Annotated in this window: 14 protein-coding genes, 1 tRNA gene and 1 pseudogene; 6 read left to right on the top strand and 10 right to left on the bottom strand. The window is 70.8% G+C overall.

Annotation, left to right across the window (positions count from 1 at the left end; genetic code table 11):
* Positions 1 to 54: 54 nt before the first annotated feature.
* From O7608_RS14195 to O7608_RS14185, 3 genes are all read right to left on the bottom strand, one after another.
* Entirely contained in the window at positions 55 to 1,296 is a 1,242-nt protein-coding gene (locus tag O7608_RS14195; RefSeq protein WP_289210416.1) for an ATP-binding protein, read from the bottom strand.
* Positions 1,297 to 1,544: 248 nt separating this feature from the next.
* Entirely contained in the window at positions 1,545 to 1,715 is a 171-nt protein-coding gene (locus O7608_RS14190; protein WP_289210415.1) for a PIN domain-containing protein, read from the bottom strand.
* A gap of 3 nt (positions 1,716 to 1,718) precedes the next feature.
* A complete protein-coding gene (locus O7608_RS14185; protein WP_289210414.1) occupies positions 1,719 to 2,351 on the bottom strand; it encodes a DeoR/GlpR family DNA-binding transcription regulator in 633 nt (210 codons plus the stop codon).
* A gap of 168 nt (positions 2,352 to 2,519) precedes the next feature.
* Here O7608_RS14185 and O7608_RS14180 point away from each other — a divergent pair, with 168 nt between their 5' ends.
* Both O7608_RS14180 and O7608_RS14175 read left to right on the top strand, forming a co-directional pair.
* Positions 2,520 to 2,747, top strand: a complete 228-nt coding sequence (locus tag O7608_RS14180) for a hypothetical protein (RefSeq protein ID WP_289210413.1) — start codon at positions 2,520 to 2,522, stop codon at positions 2,745 to 2,747.
* A 426-nt stretch (positions 2,748 to 3,173) separates the two neighbouring features.
* The gene (locus O7608_RS14175) at positions 3,174 to 4,040 is read left to right on the top strand and encodes an alpha/beta hydrolase family protein (protein ID WP_421361511.1); all 867 of its coding nucleotides are present in this window, start codon (positions 3,174 to 3,176) and stop codon (positions 4,038 to 4,040) included.
* 77 nt (positions 4,041 to 4,117) lie between these two features.
* On the opposite strand, the pseudogene O7608_RS14170 reads toward O7608_RS14175, so the two are convergent.
* The 3 genes and pseudogenes from O7608_RS14170 to O7608_RS14160 all read right to left on the bottom strand — a co-directional run bounded on the left by O7608_RS14170 (position 4,118) and on the right by O7608_RS14160 (position 6,501).
* Positions 4,118 to 4,602, bottom strand: a pseudogene (locus O7608_RS14170) (QsdR family transcriptional regulator).
* Positions 4,603 to 5,177: 575 nt separating this feature from the next.
* Positions 5,178 to 6,419, bottom strand: a complete 1,242-nt coding sequence (locus tag O7608_RS14165; RefSeq protein ID WP_289210412.1) for an FAD-dependent oxidoreductase — start codon at positions 6,417 to 6,419, stop codon at positions 5,178 to 5,180.
* A 9-nt stretch (positions 6,420 to 6,428) separates the two neighbouring features.
* Positions 6,429 to 6,501 (bottom strand) — tRNA-Asn (locus O7608_RS14160).
* Between the two features lie 318 nt (positions 6,502 to 6,819).
* Here O7608_RS14160 and O7608_RS14155 point away from each other — a divergent pair.
* A complete protein-coding gene (locus tag O7608_RS14155) occupies positions 6,820 to 7,239 on the top strand; it encodes a hypothetical protein (RefSeq protein ID WP_289210411.1) in 420 nt (139 codons plus the stop codon).
* 104 nt (positions 7,240 to 7,343) lie between these two features.
* Here the strand turns inward: O7608_RS14155 and O7608_RS14150 are convergent, their stop codons facing one another.
* The 4 genes from O7608_RS14150 to O7608_RS14135 all read right to left on the bottom strand — a co-directional run bounded on the left by O7608_RS14150 (position 7,344) and on the right by O7608_RS14135 (position 11,896).
* Positions 7,344 to 8,351: a sugar phosphate isomerase/epimerase family protein gene (locus O7608_RS14150; protein WP_282228563.1), complete on the bottom strand. Its 1,008-nt coding sequence runs from the start codon at positions 8,349 to 8,351 to the stop codon at positions 7,344 to 7,346.
* 283 nt (positions 8,352 to 8,634) lie between these two features.
* Positions 8,635 to 9,540 carry a sulfotransferase family protein gene (locus O7608_RS14145; protein ID WP_289210410.1) on the bottom strand — a complete coding sequence of 302 codons (906 nt, stop codon included), beginning with the start codon at positions 9,538 to 9,540 and terminating at the stop codon, positions 8,635 to 8,637.
* A 2-nt stretch (positions 9,541 to 9,542) separates the two neighbouring features.
* Positions 9,543 to 10,649 (bottom strand): sulfotransferase family protein, encoded by a 1,107-nt coding sequence (locus tag O7608_RS14140; RefSeq protein ID WP_289210409.1) that lies wholly within the window; start codon positions 10,647 to 10,649, stop codon positions 9,543 to 9,545.
* On the bottom strand, positions 10,646 to 11,896 hold the full coding sequence (locus tag O7608_RS14135) for a glycosyltransferase (protein ID WP_289210408.1): 1,251 nt from the start codon (positions 11,894 to 11,896) through the stop codon (positions 10,646 to 10,648). Before O7608_RS14135 ends, O7608_RS14140 begins: the two co-directional genes overlap by 4 nt.
* A 262-nt stretch (positions 11,897 to 12,158) precedes the next feature.
* Here O7608_RS14135 and O7608_RS14130 point away from each other — a divergent pair, with 262 nt between their 5' ends.
* The 3 genes from O7608_RS14130 to O7608_RS14120 are packed head-to-tail and all read left to right on the top strand — an operon-like array spanning position 12,159 to position 15,461.
* Positions 12,159 to 13,145, top strand: a complete 987-nt coding sequence (locus tag O7608_RS14130) for a sulfotransferase family protein (RefSeq protein ID WP_289210407.1) — start codon at positions 12,159 to 12,161, stop codon at positions 13,143 to 13,145.
* Positions 13,138 to 13,950, top strand: coding sequence for a sulfotransferase family protein (locus O7608_RS14125; RefSeq protein WP_289210406.1), 813 nt, complete (start codon positions 13,138 to 13,140; stop codon positions 13,948 to 13,950). The genes O7608_RS14130 and O7608_RS14125 overlap by 8 nt, the downstream gene beginning before the upstream one ends.
* Positions 13,951 to 13,955: 5 nt before the next feature.
* Complete coding sequence (locus O7608_RS14120; protein ID WP_289210405.1) at positions 13,956 to 15,461, top strand: hypothetical protein; 1,506 nt, start codon at positions 13,956 to 13,958, stop codon at positions 15,459 to 15,461.
* The last annotated feature ends 26 nt before the right edge of the window (positions 15,462 to 15,487 follow it).

Raw genomic sequence — 15,487 nt, 5'->3', positions numbered from 1 at the left:
GCATCCTTGTCAGGGCGGTCCGGAGCGTCCTCAGCTCAAGGCTGTGTGCTGGGTTCAGCTCGACCAGAGACTGGCGATCGGGACGGCGAGGATCCGTTCGCTCAGCGCGAAGACCCGAGGGCCGGTGTGAACGAGAAGCCCCATGGTGAGCCTTGCGCCGAGCCGGTCGCGTAGCCACTCCAGGTGGCGGGCGTCTGCGTGGGAGGGGGCCGCCGACGCCTTGATCTCGATCGCGATGACCTGGCCGTCGCGTGCCTCGATGAGCAGGTCGATCTCGTGGCGGCCGTTGGCGTCGCGTAGGTGGTACATGTCGGCGCCGACGACGCTGATGGCGCACTCGGCCCGTAGCTGCGCGGCTACCAGGGTGTCCAGGATCCGGCCCAGCAGGTCATTGTCGCGAAGAGTGCGGCGGTGATCGACCCGTAGGAGCGGGCCGAGCAGTCCCGGGTCGATGAGGTAACGCTTGGGCAGGCGTACTGCACGGTCCATGAAGTTGCCGGCCCAGGCCGGTACTCGTTGAGTGATCATCAGACTGTCGAGCAGGTTGTCGTAGTTGACGGCGGTGTTCCGGTCGATGCCGGCCGCGTCGTAGAGCAGCTTGTGAGTCGGAACGCCACCGGTATTGGCGGCGATGACGTGCAGGTATCTCCGCATGCGACCGGGATCGCGCGCTACGCCGAGCGCGGGTGCTTCCCGGGTGACGAGGTGGTCGACGTAGCCGGTCAGCCATCGGTCTCGCGCGCGATCGCCTGACACCCGCAACGCCTCGGGCCAGCCGCTCGTCAGCGCTTCGTCCACGTAGTCGTGCAGGTCCCAGTGGGAGGTCGGGTTGCCGAGGGCGTCGGCACCGTCGCCCAGGATCCGGTCGACCAGCGATGTCGAGGCCGGATCGCCATGGCGTTCCCGGCCAACGAGTGGATACATCGTCAGGCGGACGATCCGGCCGGTAGCAGGCCAGCCCGACGTCGTGAGGTCGGCTTGCGATGAGCCGGTCAGTACGAATCGTCCCGGCCTGGGATCGTCGTCCACGGCCCGCTTGACTGCGCCGAGAACTTGCGGCACCAACTGCCACTCATCGATCAGAATCGGCTCGTCAAGTCCGCGAATTGCGGCGTCGGGGTCGGCTGCCACCACGGCAGCCTGCGCGGGAACATCCAGGCGCAGGACCGAGGCCGTGTGACGTCGGGTCGTGGTCGTCTTGCCGCAAGCGCGCGGACCGACGACGAGGGCGGCGGGGTGTGAGGCCACGACCTCGCGAAGCTCCGAGTCGAGAAGGCGGGGTACGTAGGCGCTCATCGAGAGTTCCAATCCAGATCTAGCACAGCTGGAAATCATAAAATAGCACGCTGCCTGGACATGATTTAGCCCAGCATCGGATCATGATCTGGCACGTCCAGTCCGGGCCGCGTCATCAACGCGTGGGCGACCACTTGCCCCCTCGAAATGGAACGCAGGCCACGGCCGATGTCGTGGCCCGCGTACCGTACGGCGCCGAGCTCCGCACCAGCGCAGTGGATTCGCAGGTCGGTCCTGGCCGGGGCTTGCTACGGGCAGTCCCGCTTCCTTGGCGCATCGAGCAGCCGCCGGTCGTAGGTGACGAAGGCGGTGAGTGCCGTGCCGGACTCGTTGGTCAGCACTTGGGCGGTGGCCAGGTGGATGGCGTCGAGGCTGCGGAGCGTCGGCTCGGCGAACGCGGCTGCGGTCGCACGGGACACCGGCTAGACCGCGCTCCGCACCGCCCGTTGCCGAGGCGAGGTCGTCGGGGTGATCACCTTGACGTCGTTCGCGGCGAGCGCGTCACGCAGCTCGGCGGGGGGTGCGCTGTCGGTGATCAGGTAGTCCGCACTGCCCAGCTCGCAAACCTGGGCGAACAGCCGGCGGCCGAACTTGGAGGAGTCGGCGAGAATCGCCACCCGCCCCGCCCGTGAGATCATCTCCTGCATCATCGCGGCCTCGGCGAGGTTGCTCGTCGTGAAGCCGGCATCCGCGTCCACCGCCCCGACACCGATCAGCGCCAGGTCGCACCTGATGTCCAGTTCGGCGCCGCCGTTGGCCCGGAAGCTCACCGGCCCGATGGTGGCGAGCGTGAGGGTGCGCACCGCGCCACCGAAGACGTAGATGTCGCGGATCGCGGTGGGGCGGTGGCCGGCGAGGGCAGCGTCGCCGGTGAGTGGGACGACCTGCCGGTACGGCAGGGAGACACCCTGCTGGTTCCGTACGCCGCCGGACCGCTTCGGCTGGACGGTACGGTCGAGGTGATCCGTCTGACACCGCCCGAGCGCTGACAGATCCGCCCGGCCCCGCCACCCGCCGAGTTCCCCGCGCCGGAGACGGCATCTGCCGGTCCGCACGTCACGTCCGGCGTCGTTCTTGAGACAGCTGTCTCAGGGTCACCCATACACGTGACGGATCAGGCGTCGACAGGGTCAAATGTCTGGACCGCCAGCGCGTCGGCCCGACCGACGCCGCACCACGGTGCCGCCGGCGTCGGCCGGACCCAGCGCGACCAGGGAGACGACATGCCGCCGATCGGAAACGACCGGCCGGTGCCGATCGGCAACCGCCTCCGGGTGCGACCGGACGCCCGTCGTCGGGACGCCGGCTGGCTGGCCGCAGCCGCAGACGTCGAACAGCACCGGATCGAGGGGCGCTGCCCGGCGTGCGACCCCGACGGCTGCGAGGTGCTCACCGCCGCCGAACTGATCGTCGCGACGGCTGCCGACTCGACGGCACTTCCCCATCACTGAATCCGTCACATTCCGCAATCTCTGATTGACGATTCGCAGTCGATTTCGGTTTACTTTTTCAGCCGGCCTCGACAAGTCTGCGACGGCCGTCTCACGATCGACGTTGTCCCTGGTCAAGGTCCCACAAGCACGGATAACGTCGAATTCACCTGAGGGCGCTCAGGATTTCCACCACCCCGGGGGCCACCTTTCGGCAGCGCCGAAAAGACAACGGCACAGGTTCCCTGACCGCTGCGGCCCATTCGCCGGCCTGCGGCCGATCCGCCGACCTGTGAGCAATTCGCCGACCTGTGGCCAACGGCATGAACGACCCACCAATGAGGAGGACAGGTGTATCCGTCGTCGGCCACGCCCCGCCCGATTCCATCACGAACAGCCCGGAGGTCCGCCGGTGACACAGCCCGGCCGGACCGCGCTCGGCGCCGGATCCGTGCCCTGCTGGTCACCGCCGCAGCCGGAGCACTCGCGGTGGCCGGACTCACCGCGATCCCCAACGCCAGCGCTGCGGACAATCCCTTCGAGCGGGGTCCGGCCCCCAGCGCGGCCAGCATCGCCGCAGTCCGGGGTCCGTTCGCCACCTCCCAGGCCACCGTGTCGTCGCGCAGCGCCGACGGCTTCGGCGGCGGCACGATCTACTTCCCCACCAGCACCAGCAGCGGCACCTTCGGTGCCGTGGCGATCGCTCCCGGATTCACGGCCAGCCGTTCCAGCATGGCGTGGCTCGGACCGAGGCTCGCCTCGCAGGGTTTCGTCGTCTTCAACATCGACACGATCACCCGGTCCGACCAGCCCGCGAGCCGGGGCCGGCAACTCCTGGCGGCACTGGACTTCCTGGTGCAGCGCAGCACCGTCCGCGACCGGGTGGACCCGGACAGGCTGGCTGTGATCGGCCACTCCATGGGCGGTGGTGGCGCGCTCGAGGCGGCCCAGGCCCGCCCGACGCTGCAAGCGGCGATCCCGATGACTCCGTGGAATCTCACCAGGAACTGGTCCGGACTCGAGGTACCCACACTGATCATCGGGGCCGAGAACGACAGCATCGCGTCAGTACGTACCCATTCGAAGCCGTTCTTCGGCAGCTTCCCGTCGGACCTCGACAAGGCGTACCTCGAATTGAACGGCGCGAGCCACTTCGCGCCGAACATCTCCAACACCACCATCGCGTCGTTCAGCATCTCGTGGCTGAAGCGCTTCGTGGACGACGACCTGCGGTACGAGCAGTTCCTGTGCCCGCCGCCACAGCCGGACCGACAGATCTCCGAATACCGGGACAGCTGCCCGCACTCGGCCTGAGCCGGCCGGCGCCGGCCGGCGGTGGCACCAGCCGGCCGGCGTCGACCCGAGTCGGCGTCGGCTGCCGTCGCGACTGCTCAGGTCACCGGGGTGAACAGTGCCCGCAGTGCCTGTTCCATCCGGCCGAGGTCGGCCGGTTGGTCGGTGAGCAGCTCGGCGTAGACCGCAGACTCCACGATGCCGATGTAGAGGTACGCCAGTGCCTGCGGATCGGCGACGACCCGGTCGAGCTCGGGCCCGAGCACCTCCCGGAAGACCTCGACCTGGGCCTGGATGAGCGCTGGTGCACGCCACCAGGTTCGGCGAAGAAGACCCGCGCCGCTGTCTCCGGCTCGGCGGTCACGAAACGCCGCAGCGGCGAGGAGTGCCGCACACCGCTGACGTAGTGCCGGGTCACCTCGACCACCCCGTCGACGCCCGGTAGCCCTCGCGCGCGGCGGGACTCCGCCAGCCGTCGACTACCGAGCTGCCACAGCACCTCGCCGATCAACTGGTCCCGGCCACCGGCCACCCGGTACAGGGTGGCCCGGCTGACGGCCAGCGCGGCGGCGAGCGCGTCCATGTCCACCGTGCCGTGTTCGAGAAAGTACTCGATGCCGCCGCAGACGACCGCTGTTTCGCTGATCACCCGGCGAGGAGCCGGGACCACCGGGGCGGCTGCCGCGCTCGTCCGGTCACCGCGAATGCCCGCTCCGGCAGCCGCCGGCACCTGGTAAGTCATCAGATACCTTCCGTGGATACCCCGGCCTTCAGGCCGGGGAGGAAACGGACTCCTGCGGAGCAGGGCAGGGAAGTCGATTCGCCGCCGAGGCGGATCGTCGTCCACCACCCGCACACCGGAACATGCGGACAGGTGTGCTAATGTGGCGTTGCCTTTCCGGTGACAACCAAGCCGGTCGGGCCTACCGCCGGGCTGGCGGAAAGTGGCGTCTGTGGAGACTGTGTAAGACCGATGGGCGGTATTCCGTCCCTTGCCGTTGATTCGGGTCGGCTGTGGTCGGCGAAGCAGAAAACTCAACCCGTGAGGGTCGAATCTCCCTGCTACAGCAGGGAGAGATGTCAACGGCCCCATGACTGGTTCACGGTCGGCAGCGGCCACAGGTTCATCGTAGTGCCGTTCGTCGCTCCCCGGCACGCTCAGGCGTGCCGGGGCCGGCAGTGCAGGGCCACGCCGGCGACCCGCCAACCGCTGGCCAGAGCACCTTGGATCGACGGGCTGTCCCGGTGGTCGCCAGCGACGAAGACACCCTCGTCGATCCGGGCTGGCTCCCGTAGTCGGCCGTGCGGGGGCAGGGCCGCCGGCAGAGCGTCCGGCACCGCGACCGTACGCAGATGGCGCCAGTCGCGGGTCGGGGTCCGGTACAGCCATTCCAGCTCCGCGCGGACCACCGGCTCGGGCACCGGGTCCGGCCCGACGACCGAGGTGGCGACCAGATGCTGCCCGGGCGGGGCGTACCCGCTCGCCGCCTGGCTGATCACCACGCTGTTGGCGACCACGCCACGGCGGTCTCCGTCGAGCAGCAGGATGGGCTCGTCCGACGGAGGCTGCGCCGTCGCATGGTAGTAGGTGGTCAGTTGACGCATCGCGACCCGACGCACCGTTGGCAGCAGACGCGTGGCGGCGGGCGGATCTGCGGCGACGATGACGTTACGGCAGCGCAACTCTCCATCGACGGTGCGGACCACACCCGGTGCGACGGCGGTGACGTCGACCCCGAGCAGAATCCGGTCGGCGGGTAACGGCGCGGCGACCGCCAGCGGCAACGCCGCCATGCCGGCGGCAGGCACCGCGATACGGCCTCGGGCGAACGAGCGGAGAATCATCGCCACCACGTGGCTGGAGGTCTCCAGGGTCGGGTCCGCGAGCACCCCGGACAGGAACGGCAGCAGCACCTCGTCCACGATGCGGGGCGACAGGCCCGCCCGCCGGAGTTCGTCAAGGGCGCTGGTCTCCGGGCGGGCGAGCAGCCGCGCCGGGTCGGTGGCGGCGTAGCGGGCGAGCAGCAGACCGAGCAGGACCCGGTCGGACAGGCTCCCCACGCCGGCGAACAGCGTCGCGGGGGCGGCGGCGGGCATCCGCAGCGGATGCGCCAGCCGGACCGTGCCCGCACCCTGGCGCACCAGCACGGCCGGGGTGAAGTACCCCAGGTCGAGCCGGTCCAGATCGACCAGGTCGATCAGCCGGGGGTACGCCGTGTTCAGCACCTGGAAGCCGCGGTCGAACCGGAACCCGTCGACGACATCGGTGGCGACCCGACCGCCGATCCGGTCGGACCGGTCGACGAGCAGAAAGTCGGCATTGGCTGAGTGCAGTCGGCGGGCGGCGGCGAGACCGGCCAGCCCGGCACCGATGACGATGAACTCCCGATCGGTGGCCATGTATGGGAGCTCCCCCGTTTGGACTCGAACCAAAAACCTGCCGGTTAACAGCCGGCTGCTCTGCCAATTGAGCTACGGGGGACTGCCAGATCGCCACGGCCCGGATCACTCCGGCCGCCTGCGACGGGACAAGAGTACAGGACATCGTCGCCCGGTGGGTGACCGGGTCGGGTCGAACCCGCCAGCGGGAGCCCACCCCGGCGGCGGCACCGATACGACCGACAGAACCGGACAAATACCGGAGATGTCTGCGCTGACGCGTGAACGGGTAGCAGGATGGGTAGACAGCACCAGACAGACGACGCAGGCACGACCGGGTCGATTCATCGACGGCCGGCACGGACCTCGAGTCCGGCACCGGCCCCGGTGAACGCCCGGGTCAGGTACGGAGGGAGCCGCCATGCGCGGAAAGCTTTGGTTCATCGGCGGGGTGGCCGTGGGTTTCGTCCTGGGCACCCGCGCCGGCCGGGAGAAGTACGACGAGCTGGTGCTCAACGCCCGCAAGGTGATGGACCACCCGACGGTGCAGGAGGCCGCCGGAGTAGCCCAGGCCCAGGCGAACCGCCTGTACGCCGAGGGCCGGGAACGGCTCAGCCACACCCGGCTGGGCGAGAAGCTCAACGGCCACGACCACACCGCCGACCCGTCCGCCCACACCGACAGCCTCAGCAGCGCCGGCGTGACCAGCGGCGCGGCGGCCAACGGCGGCACGACCGGCAGCGGCACGACCGGCGGTGTCGGCACGACGCCCCGTCCCGGCGGCGCGAACAAGGCCGCCGGCACCAGCAAGGCCACCGGTACGGGTGGCACCGGCGGCTGAGCCGGCCCGACCTCGGACGGGTCCGGGCCGGTCACCCAGTGGGTGACCGGCCCGGACCCGTCAGCGTCAGTCGCCGATCCTGGTGCACGGCCTCCGCTGCGGTGTCAGTCGCCGCTGGAGAACGCCGCGTCGAAGGCCGCCGACGGGGCGTCGAACGCGAGCCGCCGGACGAACTGCAACGCCTCCGGGGCACCGACCAGCCGGTCCATGCCGGCGTCCTCCCACTCGACCGAGATCGGACCGTCGTACCCGATCGCGTTCAGCGCCCGGAAGCAGTCCTCCCACGGCACGTCGCCGTGCCCGGTCGAGACGAAGTCCCAACCACGACGCAGGTCCGCCCACGGCAGATGTGAGGCGAGCCGACCGCGTCGGCCGTCGCCGGTGCGTACCTTGGCGTCCTTGCAGTCGACGTGGTAGATCCGGTCGGCGAACTCCAGGATGAAGTTGACCGGGTCCAGCTCCTGCCAGACGAAGTGCGACGGGTCCCAGTTGAGCCCGAACGCGGGCCGGTGGCCGATCGCGTCGAGGGTGCGTCGGGTCGTCCAGTAGTCGTAGGCGATCTCGCTCGGATGCACCTCGTGCGCGAACCGGACCCCGACCTCGTCGAACACGTCGAGGATCGGATTCCACCGGTCGGCGAAGTCCTGGTAGCCGCGTTCGATCATCGACGGCGGCACCGGCGGGAACATGGCCAGGGTGTGCCAGATCGACGATCCGGTGAAGCCGATCACGGTGGAGACGCCGAGCTTGGCGGCGGCCCGGGCGGTGTCCTTGATCTCCTCGGCGGCTCGCTGCCGGACGCCTTCGGGCTCCCCGTCCCCCCAGATCCGGGCCGGCAGGATGCCCTGGTGACGCTCGTCGATCGGGTGGTCGCAGACCGCCTGACCGACCAGGTGGTTGGAGATCGCGTACACCTTGAGGTTGTACTTGGCCAAGGTCTGCAGCTTGCGCTCGACGTAGTCGTCCTCGGCGAGGGCCCGGTCCACCTCGAAGTGGTCGCCCCAGCAGGCGATCTCCAGGCCGTCGTAGCCCCACTCCGAGGTCAGCCGGCACACTTCCTCGAACGGCAGGTCGGCCCACTGGCCGGTGAAGAGGGTGATGGGTCGCGCCATGGTCCTTCTCCCGTTGTCGTTACTGGGATTCCGACCCACGCCGCCGGTGCGGCGTCTGGTGGTGGACCGGTGCGAGGTGACGGCCCGGTGGAACTGTCCGGTGGTACGGCCGGGCCGAGAGCCGACCGGTGGGGCGGTCACGGACACGCCAGGGCACGCCGACGGGGTCGGCGGTGGACACACCGTGACCCGGGCGGGTTGCGCCTCCCGCCCGGCCACCGGCCCACGCGGGGGCCAGCCAGCCTCACTCTAGGCCGGTGTAGCCGACAACGGTAGGCCCGGCTCAGTACCCCCACTCGGCGAGCGGCTTCTCCAGCACCCGGTCCATCGCCGCCAACTGCTGCGGGCCCAACTCCCGCTGGTACGCCGCCCCCCGGTTGCCGTGGAACTCGTACCGGCGGAAGCCCCGGTCGAACCCGGGCGACCAGTCCAGGCCGAGAAAGTCCAGCATCCGCGCGGTCTCCTCGCGGGGGGCGACCAGCAGATCCTCGTACCGCACGTCGAGCCACTGCCCGACCGGGTGCGCGGCGCGGGCCTCGACGAAGGCCGCCATCAGCATCTTCCAGCCCAACGCGGCGAGGACGGGGAAGGACCGGTCGGCCTCCTCCCATTCGGCACGCAGGTCGGACGGCAGCGGGCCGAGGAACCAGTTGTCCGGCCCACGCCAGCCGTCCCACCAGCCCATCTGCAGCCACGAGTTGGCCACCGCGCGGCCGTCGCGGACCACGTTGACCACCCGCAGATCCGGGTACGCGGCGTGCAGCCACCCGGTGCGCGGCCAGCCGGTCACATGCTGCAGCAGCACCTGGCAGCCCTGCTGCCGTACCCGCCGGTCGAAGAAGGCCCGCAGCCGCTGCTCGACGTACGGGGTCAGATCGTCGGCCCGCAGGTCCCGGCACGGCCGGGAGTAGCCGGCCATCACCTGCCGGTCGATCAGCTGGTACGCCTCGGACGGGGCGACCCGCAGCCGACCCCGTTCCAGCAGCCGGCGGCTGTGACTCAACGAGGTCATCCCGGCCGGCCGGGGTGCCGAGCGCCGGTAGAGCCGGCCGTTGCGCCGCCCGGCCAGATTGAGCCGGGGCAGTTTGTCGTCCAGGCCGGAGACGAAGCCGACGGCGGGGTGCCGGGCCAGGATCTCCTGCACCAGGGTCGAGCCGCACCGTCCGGTGCCCACGACGACGGACAGCATGGTCAACCCTCCTTGGTCGGGGCCGGGACGGAGACCGGCTGCGGCGGCACCACCGACCCGGACTCAGGGGACGCCGGCACCGCTGGATCCGACGACGCCGCAGCGGGCGGTACCGGTCGGCGTACCGGGTAGCCGAAGCGCCGCAGCAGCGGCAGGGTCACGGCGGTCACCACCGCGTACGACCGGCCCGGCAGCGCGCGGAGCCATTCGGCGTCGTCGGTGATCGGCACCGCGCCGGTCCGGTGCCGCGACGGGTTACCGGCGACCGAGTGCGTCGGTGCCAGGGTGACCCGACCGGCGGCGTCCAGCGGCAGCCCGGCCGGGTCGAGCCCAGCGAAGGAGGCGATCCGCCGCAGTTGCCCGGCCGGATCGGCGACCACGTCCTCGTAGCGGATCCGCAGGTAGCGGTCCGGGCCGTCGCCGCCGAACAGTCGGACGGTGGCGGCGTTCCAGACCCGCCACAGCAGCGCCGCCTTCCACACCGGCGGCCGGCTCATCAGCTTCTGGTCGCCGGCGCCGTCGAGACCGCGTCGGCGTCGCCAGGAGAAGGTGGTGCCACGGGGATCCCGGACCAGGTGCAGCACCCGCAGGTCGATCCCGGGCAGGTCACGCAGCAGCGCCCCGTACGGCGGCAGTTTCGACGAATCGACGATCACCACCGGGCCGTTGCCGGGCGTGCCGGTCTGGCGGGCGATCGCCTGGTAGATCGCGGCGATCACGGCGTCGTCGGGGTGCGGCGGTACGGCGCGTCGGCCGGTCGCGGCCCGGCGCAGCAGGGCCGGCAGGTCCCGCATCCGCAGCCGGGTCCGCAGCCGCGCGGCGATCCCGGCCGCGTCGGGCGCATCGAGGGCGTCAGGCGTACCGGCGGCGTCAGGCGTACCGAGGGTACGGCGGACCGCCCGCCAGGTGGGGCAGCTGTCGAACGGCTCACCGCAGCCGCACGGGCGGTTGTCGACGATGCCCCGCTGCCACAGGTAGCGCAGCTCGCCGGCGGCGAAACAGCCGTCCAGCTGGCCGAGGACAGTGGTGATCAGCGTGCTGCCGCTGCGTCCACTGCCGGCCAGGTAGAGCACCCGTACCGGGATCGGGTCGCCAGCCGGGTCGGTCATCGCCGGCCTCCGGCGGGCGCGGTCGTCGCGGCGGTCCGGTAGGCCTCGCGCAGCCGGGACAGGTGCAGCTGCGGGGTGAAGTCCCGGTCGATCTTCGCGCGGGCCTGCATCCCCATCGTGTACGCCCGGTCGGGGTCGGCGACCAGTTTGCCGACGGCCTCGCCGAGCGCCGCCGGGTCGTCGGCCGGGACCACCTCGCCGTCGGTGCCCGGGGTGATCAGCTCCGGCAGCCCGCCGAGGTCGGTGCCGACCACCGGTACGCCGCAGGCGAACGCCTCCAGCACCGCCATGGGCTGGTTCTCGTGCCAGCGCGACGGCACCACGGCCACCGCCGCCGACCTGATCAGCTCATGCAGCCGGGCCTTGTCGAGCCGGCCGTGGAACCGCACCCGGCCGGGTGCCACCCGGTCGGCGAGCGCCGTCACCTCGGGAAGCGCCGGGCCGTCGCCGGCCACGTGCACCGGCACCTGACGGGGCAGCCGGGTCACCGCTTCGACCAGCACGTCCACTCCCTTCTCCGGGGCGATCCGGCCGGCGAGGACCACTCCCCCACCCGGCGAATCCTTCACCGCCACGGTGCCGGTGTCCACGAAGTGGTTGATCACCTGCAGCCGGTCCGGGTAGACCCCGGCCCGCCGCATCACGTCGGCGAGGAACCGGCTGGGGCTGACGAACACCCCGACCGGGCCGTACGCCCGTAACTGTCGGTGCAACCAGGTCTCTACGGCGAGTAGCGTACTGGCGGATGCCGATCCGTCCTTGCACCTGCGCCGCGCGGCGTGTAGCGGACCGCCCTCCACGCACGCCTGGCAGACCCTGCCCTGGTCGAGCAGCTGGTAGCTGGGGCAGGCGAGCTTGTAGTCGTGCATGGTCAACACGCACGGCACCCCGGCGTCACGGGCGGCGGCCAGCACCGACGGAGAGAGCTGGTGGTAGATGTTGTGCAGATGGATGACGTCCGGGCCGAAATCCTCGATCACCCGGGTCAGGCCCCGGCGACTCGCCGGTGACCAGACCATCCGACCGACGGCGACCAGCCGGGGTGCCAGGCCGCGCGGGGCCGGTTCCAGTTCGACGTACGGCGGAAAATGCTCCGCGTAGCGCAACGGCCGGTCGTTGTCCGGGTGGGTCATTCCGAAGTACGCGACCTCGTCCCCGGCGGCGCGCTGCAGATCCGCGAGGTCCAGCAGGTAGCCCTCCGCACCACCACGCCGATAGAGAAACTTGTTCACATGGAGGACACGCATCTCATCCGGCCCGCTCGCTCGACACCGGGGTGCGTCCACCCGGTTATGGTGGCCCAGGACTCCCGCCCTGAGCTGCTGCCTCACGCTATGCATCGGCGTCGGGTTAGTCCAGTACCGAATCGCCAACTAGCTGATCGGATGATCTCGTGTGGCTGACCAGCCTTCGTTCTGGCGTTTCGCCCCGATCGGTGGGTAGCCTGGCCCCGGCCCGACCTCGCCCCAGCCTGGCCACGACGGCTGGTGACGTGCCCGAGGAGGACCGGTGAGCAACGACGACGAGCCCTCCACCCTGGCCTGGACCGCCCGGCGGATCGCCCGGCACGTCCGGTGGATCCGCACCGAGGGCCTGCGCCGGCTCGTCGAGGAGGACCGGCTCAACCCGGTCGACCGGGCCGGCACCGCCTGGACCAAACTGCGCTGGCGGCGACGCCACGGCGTACCGCCCGGGCAGGCCATGCCGGTCTACCTGGTCGGCCTGCAACGGTCCGGCACGAACATGCTGGTCCGGGGCCTGGAGGCCGCCGGCGAGTTCGAGGTGCACAACGAGAACGACCGGCGGGTGTTCCACCGCTTCCAGTTGCGCGACGACGCGGTGCTCACCGCCGTCGTGCGCCGCAGCCGGCACGCGTACGTCCTGATCAAGCCGCTGTGCGACAGCCACCGGGTGGACGAACTACTCGCCCTGCCCGGTGTGGCACCGGGCCGGGCGATCTGGGCGTGGCGTGACGTCGACGACCGGGCCCGCTCCGAGGTCGCCAAGTTCGGCGACGCCAACCTGCGGGCCCTGGCCACCATCGCCGACGGCACCATCGGCCGGCGCTGGCAGGGCCAGCGCCTCGACGCCGACACCTACGAACTCGTCCACGGCTTCGACTACCGCACGATGGACCGGTACACCGCCGCCGCGCTGTTCTGGTACGTCCGTAACAGCCTGTACTTCCGGCTCGGCCTGGACCGCCGCGACGACGTCCTGCTCAGCTCCTACGACGCGCTGATCGCCGACCCGGCCGGGCAGGTCCGCCGGCTCTGCGACTTCCTCGGGTTGGCGTACCGGCCGGAGTTGTCCGCGCACATCGCCCCCCGCGCGCCGCGCCGCCAGCCGCTGCCGATCGACCCGGCGGTCCGTACGCTCTGCGACGACCTCACCGTCCGCCTCACCGGCGGCACGCCGGTCCCCGCCACCCCGCCCCGCCAAGTCGACACCGACCGGTGTGCCCCGGTGCCCGTGGAAAGGACCGACCATGGCTGAGACCGCCGCGCAGCCCACCACCACCGCCGACGCGGTGGCGGCACCGACGGCCCCCATCTTCCTGGTCGGCTGCCAGCGCTCCGGCACCACGTTCCTGCGGCTGGTGCTCGACTCGCACTCGCGGATCTCCTGCGGACCGGAGACCCGGTTCCTGCCGGACCTGCGGCGCATCGTCGGATCCGACTGGGAGCGGCTGGCCCGGTTCGGCTTCCCCCGGGAGGACTGGCTGCGCCGCATCGCCGACTTCTTCGGCGGCGTGCACGCCGACTACGCACAGGGTCGCGGCAAGGCCCGGTGGGCCGACAAGACCCCGCTGTACGCGATCTCGCTGGACTTCGTCACCGAGGTCTTCCCCGACGCGCAGATCGTGCACGTCATCCGCGACGGCCGGGACGTGGTGGTCTCGCACCGCAAACGGTTCGGCTACTGGTCGGCGGTGAAGTGCGTGGTCAAATGGCCGCGCTACATCCGTACCGCCCGTGCGATGGCGGCCAGCCTGCCCGCCGACCGGTACTACGAGCTGCGCTACGAGGACGCGGTACGCGAGCCGGAGAAGTCGATGCGGGCGCTGTTCGAGTTCCTCGGCGAACCCTGGGAGGACGGCGTGCTCGACTACGTCGACAAGCCACACGACGTGGCCGGCAAGTACACCACCGAGGCCGACCGTCGGCGGGCGGCCGCCGGCACCGACTCGGCGATCTACGGCTCGCGGGTCGGCAGCTACCGTCGCGAACTGGACCCGTTCCTGCGACTGCTCGTCGCCGTCTTCTCCGGCCGGATGCTGCGCGAACTGGGCTACCGGTGAGCGTCGTGGCCCGACGCGACGCTGCAGGCCGGCGCAACGCCGTAGGCCGGCGCAACGCCGTAGGCCGGCGCGCCGTCGCGGCGGCGCTCGGCGTACTGCTGCTGCTGGCCGGCTGCACCAGCGGCGACTCCGACGTCAGCCCCACCCCGCCGCCGCCGACCGGCGCACCGTTGCCGGACCTGCCGCCGTACCCCGCCGACACCCACCCGTTCGGTGCGCACTGGGACTGGAACCGCTACGACGAGTTCCTGCCGTACCTGCGCAAACTGTCCGGCTCCGCGACGTACCACGAGATCAGCTGGTGCAGCATCGAGCCGGTCGCCGGCCGGCCGGACTGGACGGCGCTGGACCGGATCGCCCAGCGCAGCCAGGACCTCGGCATCGCACTCAACATCAAGATCCGGACCGAGATGTGCTGGGCCACCGGCGGCACACCGGAGTTCCCGCGCGGCGAGGCGAACAAGACCGAGTCGACGATGCCGCTGGACATGGCCGCCTACCAGCGGTTCGTCGGCGAGGTGGTGCGCCGCTACGCGCCCTACGGCGTGCGGCAGTACGCGATCGAGAACGAGGTCAACGCCCAGCAGTACTGGCGCGGCACCCCCGAGGAGTACGTCACCCTGGTCACTGCGGCCGCCGAGGCGGTCCACGCCGCCGACCCGGACGCCGTGGTGGTCGACTCCGGCATCAGCAGCGTGGCGTACGGCTTCGGGGTGGTCGACCGGTTGGTCCGCGCCGGCCGCGACGACGAGGCCATCGCCGCCTACAACGCCTACTTCCAGCGTCGCATCGGCACCCGTGGCCGCAAGATCCCGCAGGTGGAGACGATCGAGACGCTGCGTACCGCGCTCGACAACGAGACCAACGTCCGCAACGTCGCCTTCCTGGCCGCCACCGAGCAGCTGATCGACGACGGCGTCGTACAGCTGCGGCAGGTGCACTACTACGAACACTTCGAGGGCGTACCGGCGCTGCTGGACTACCTGGCGGCGGAGAACCCGGCCGACGTACCGATCGAGGCGTGGGAGGTCGGGCAGTTCTGGCGCGACGGCGACGGCGACGACATCAGCCGGGCCGAGGAGGTCGTCAAGGTCTCCACGATGCTGCTGGCCGGCGGCATCCGGCAGGTGATGTGGCTGCCGCTGGGCTACAACCCGAACAACCGGGCCGGCAGCGAGGTCCGTTACGGGCTGCTGGAACCCGACGGTACGGAACGGGAGGCCGGCCGGATGTTCGAAGGTCTGGCGATCGCGGCGCGGGGTGCCACCGTCACCCCGGTTCGGCGGGACGGGCTGATCGGGGTGGCGTTCCAGCAGGGCGCGGAGAGCACCCTGGTCGTCTGGTCGAGCGAGTTCAACGACGAGCTACGGGTCGCGCCGGTGCCGAGCCTGCGCACGGGTGCGGCCGGAGCCACGCTCACCCCGGCCGGTGCCGAGGTCACCATTTCGGACCGCCCGATACTGCTGCGGGCCACCGGCACCCCCGAATCGATCCTCGCCGACGTCGACTGAGACGGATCATCACCGACACCGACACA

The organism is Solwaraspora sp. WMMA2056, assembly GCF_030345095.1.
Classification (GTDB): Bacteria; Actinomycetota; Actinomycetes; order Mycobacteriales; family Micromonosporaceae; genus Micromonospora_E.
The sequence above is the reverse complement of the archived record's forward strand: the minus strand, read 5'-3'. Positions and strand labels throughout refer to the sequence as shown.

Bases quoted from the DNA above. Each gene is read 5' to 3' on its own strand.
- O7608_RS14195 (WP_289210416.1), bottom strand. From the start codon at position 1,296: ATGAGCGCCTACGTACCCCGCCTTCTCGACTCGGAGCTTCGCGAGGTC.
- O7608_RS14180 (WP_289210413.1), top strand. From the start codon at position 2,520: ATGCCGCCGATCGGAAACGACCGGCCGGTGCCGATCGGCAACCGCCTC.
- O7608_RS14165 (WP_289210412.1), bottom strand. From the start codon at position 6,419: ATGGCCACCGATCGGGAGTTCATCGTCATCGGTGCCGGGCTGGCCGGT.
- O7608_RS14155 (WP_289210411.1), top strand. From the start codon at position 6,820: ATGCGCGGAAAGCTTTGGTTCATCGGCGGGGTGGCCGTGGGTTTCGTC.
- O7608_RS14150 (WP_282228563.1), bottom strand. From the start codon at position 8,351: ATGGCGCGACCCATCACCCTCTTCACCGGCCAGTGGGCCGACCTGCCG.
- O7608_RS14145 (WP_289210410.1), bottom strand. From the start codon at position 9,540: ATGCTGTCCGTCGTCGTGGGCACCGGACGGTGCGGCTCGACCCTGGTG.
- O7608_RS14140 (WP_289210409.1), bottom strand. From the start codon at position 10,649: ATGACCGACCCGGCTGGCGACCCGATCCCGGTACGGGTGCTCTACCTG.
- O7608_RS14135 (WP_289210408.1), bottom strand. From the start codon at position 11,896: ATGCGTGTCCTCCATGTGAACAAGTTTCTCTATCGGCGTGGTGGTGCG.
- O7608_RS14125 (WP_289210406.1), top strand. From the start codon at position 13,138: ATGGCTGAGACCGCCGCGCAGCCCACCACCACCGCCGACGCGGTGGCG.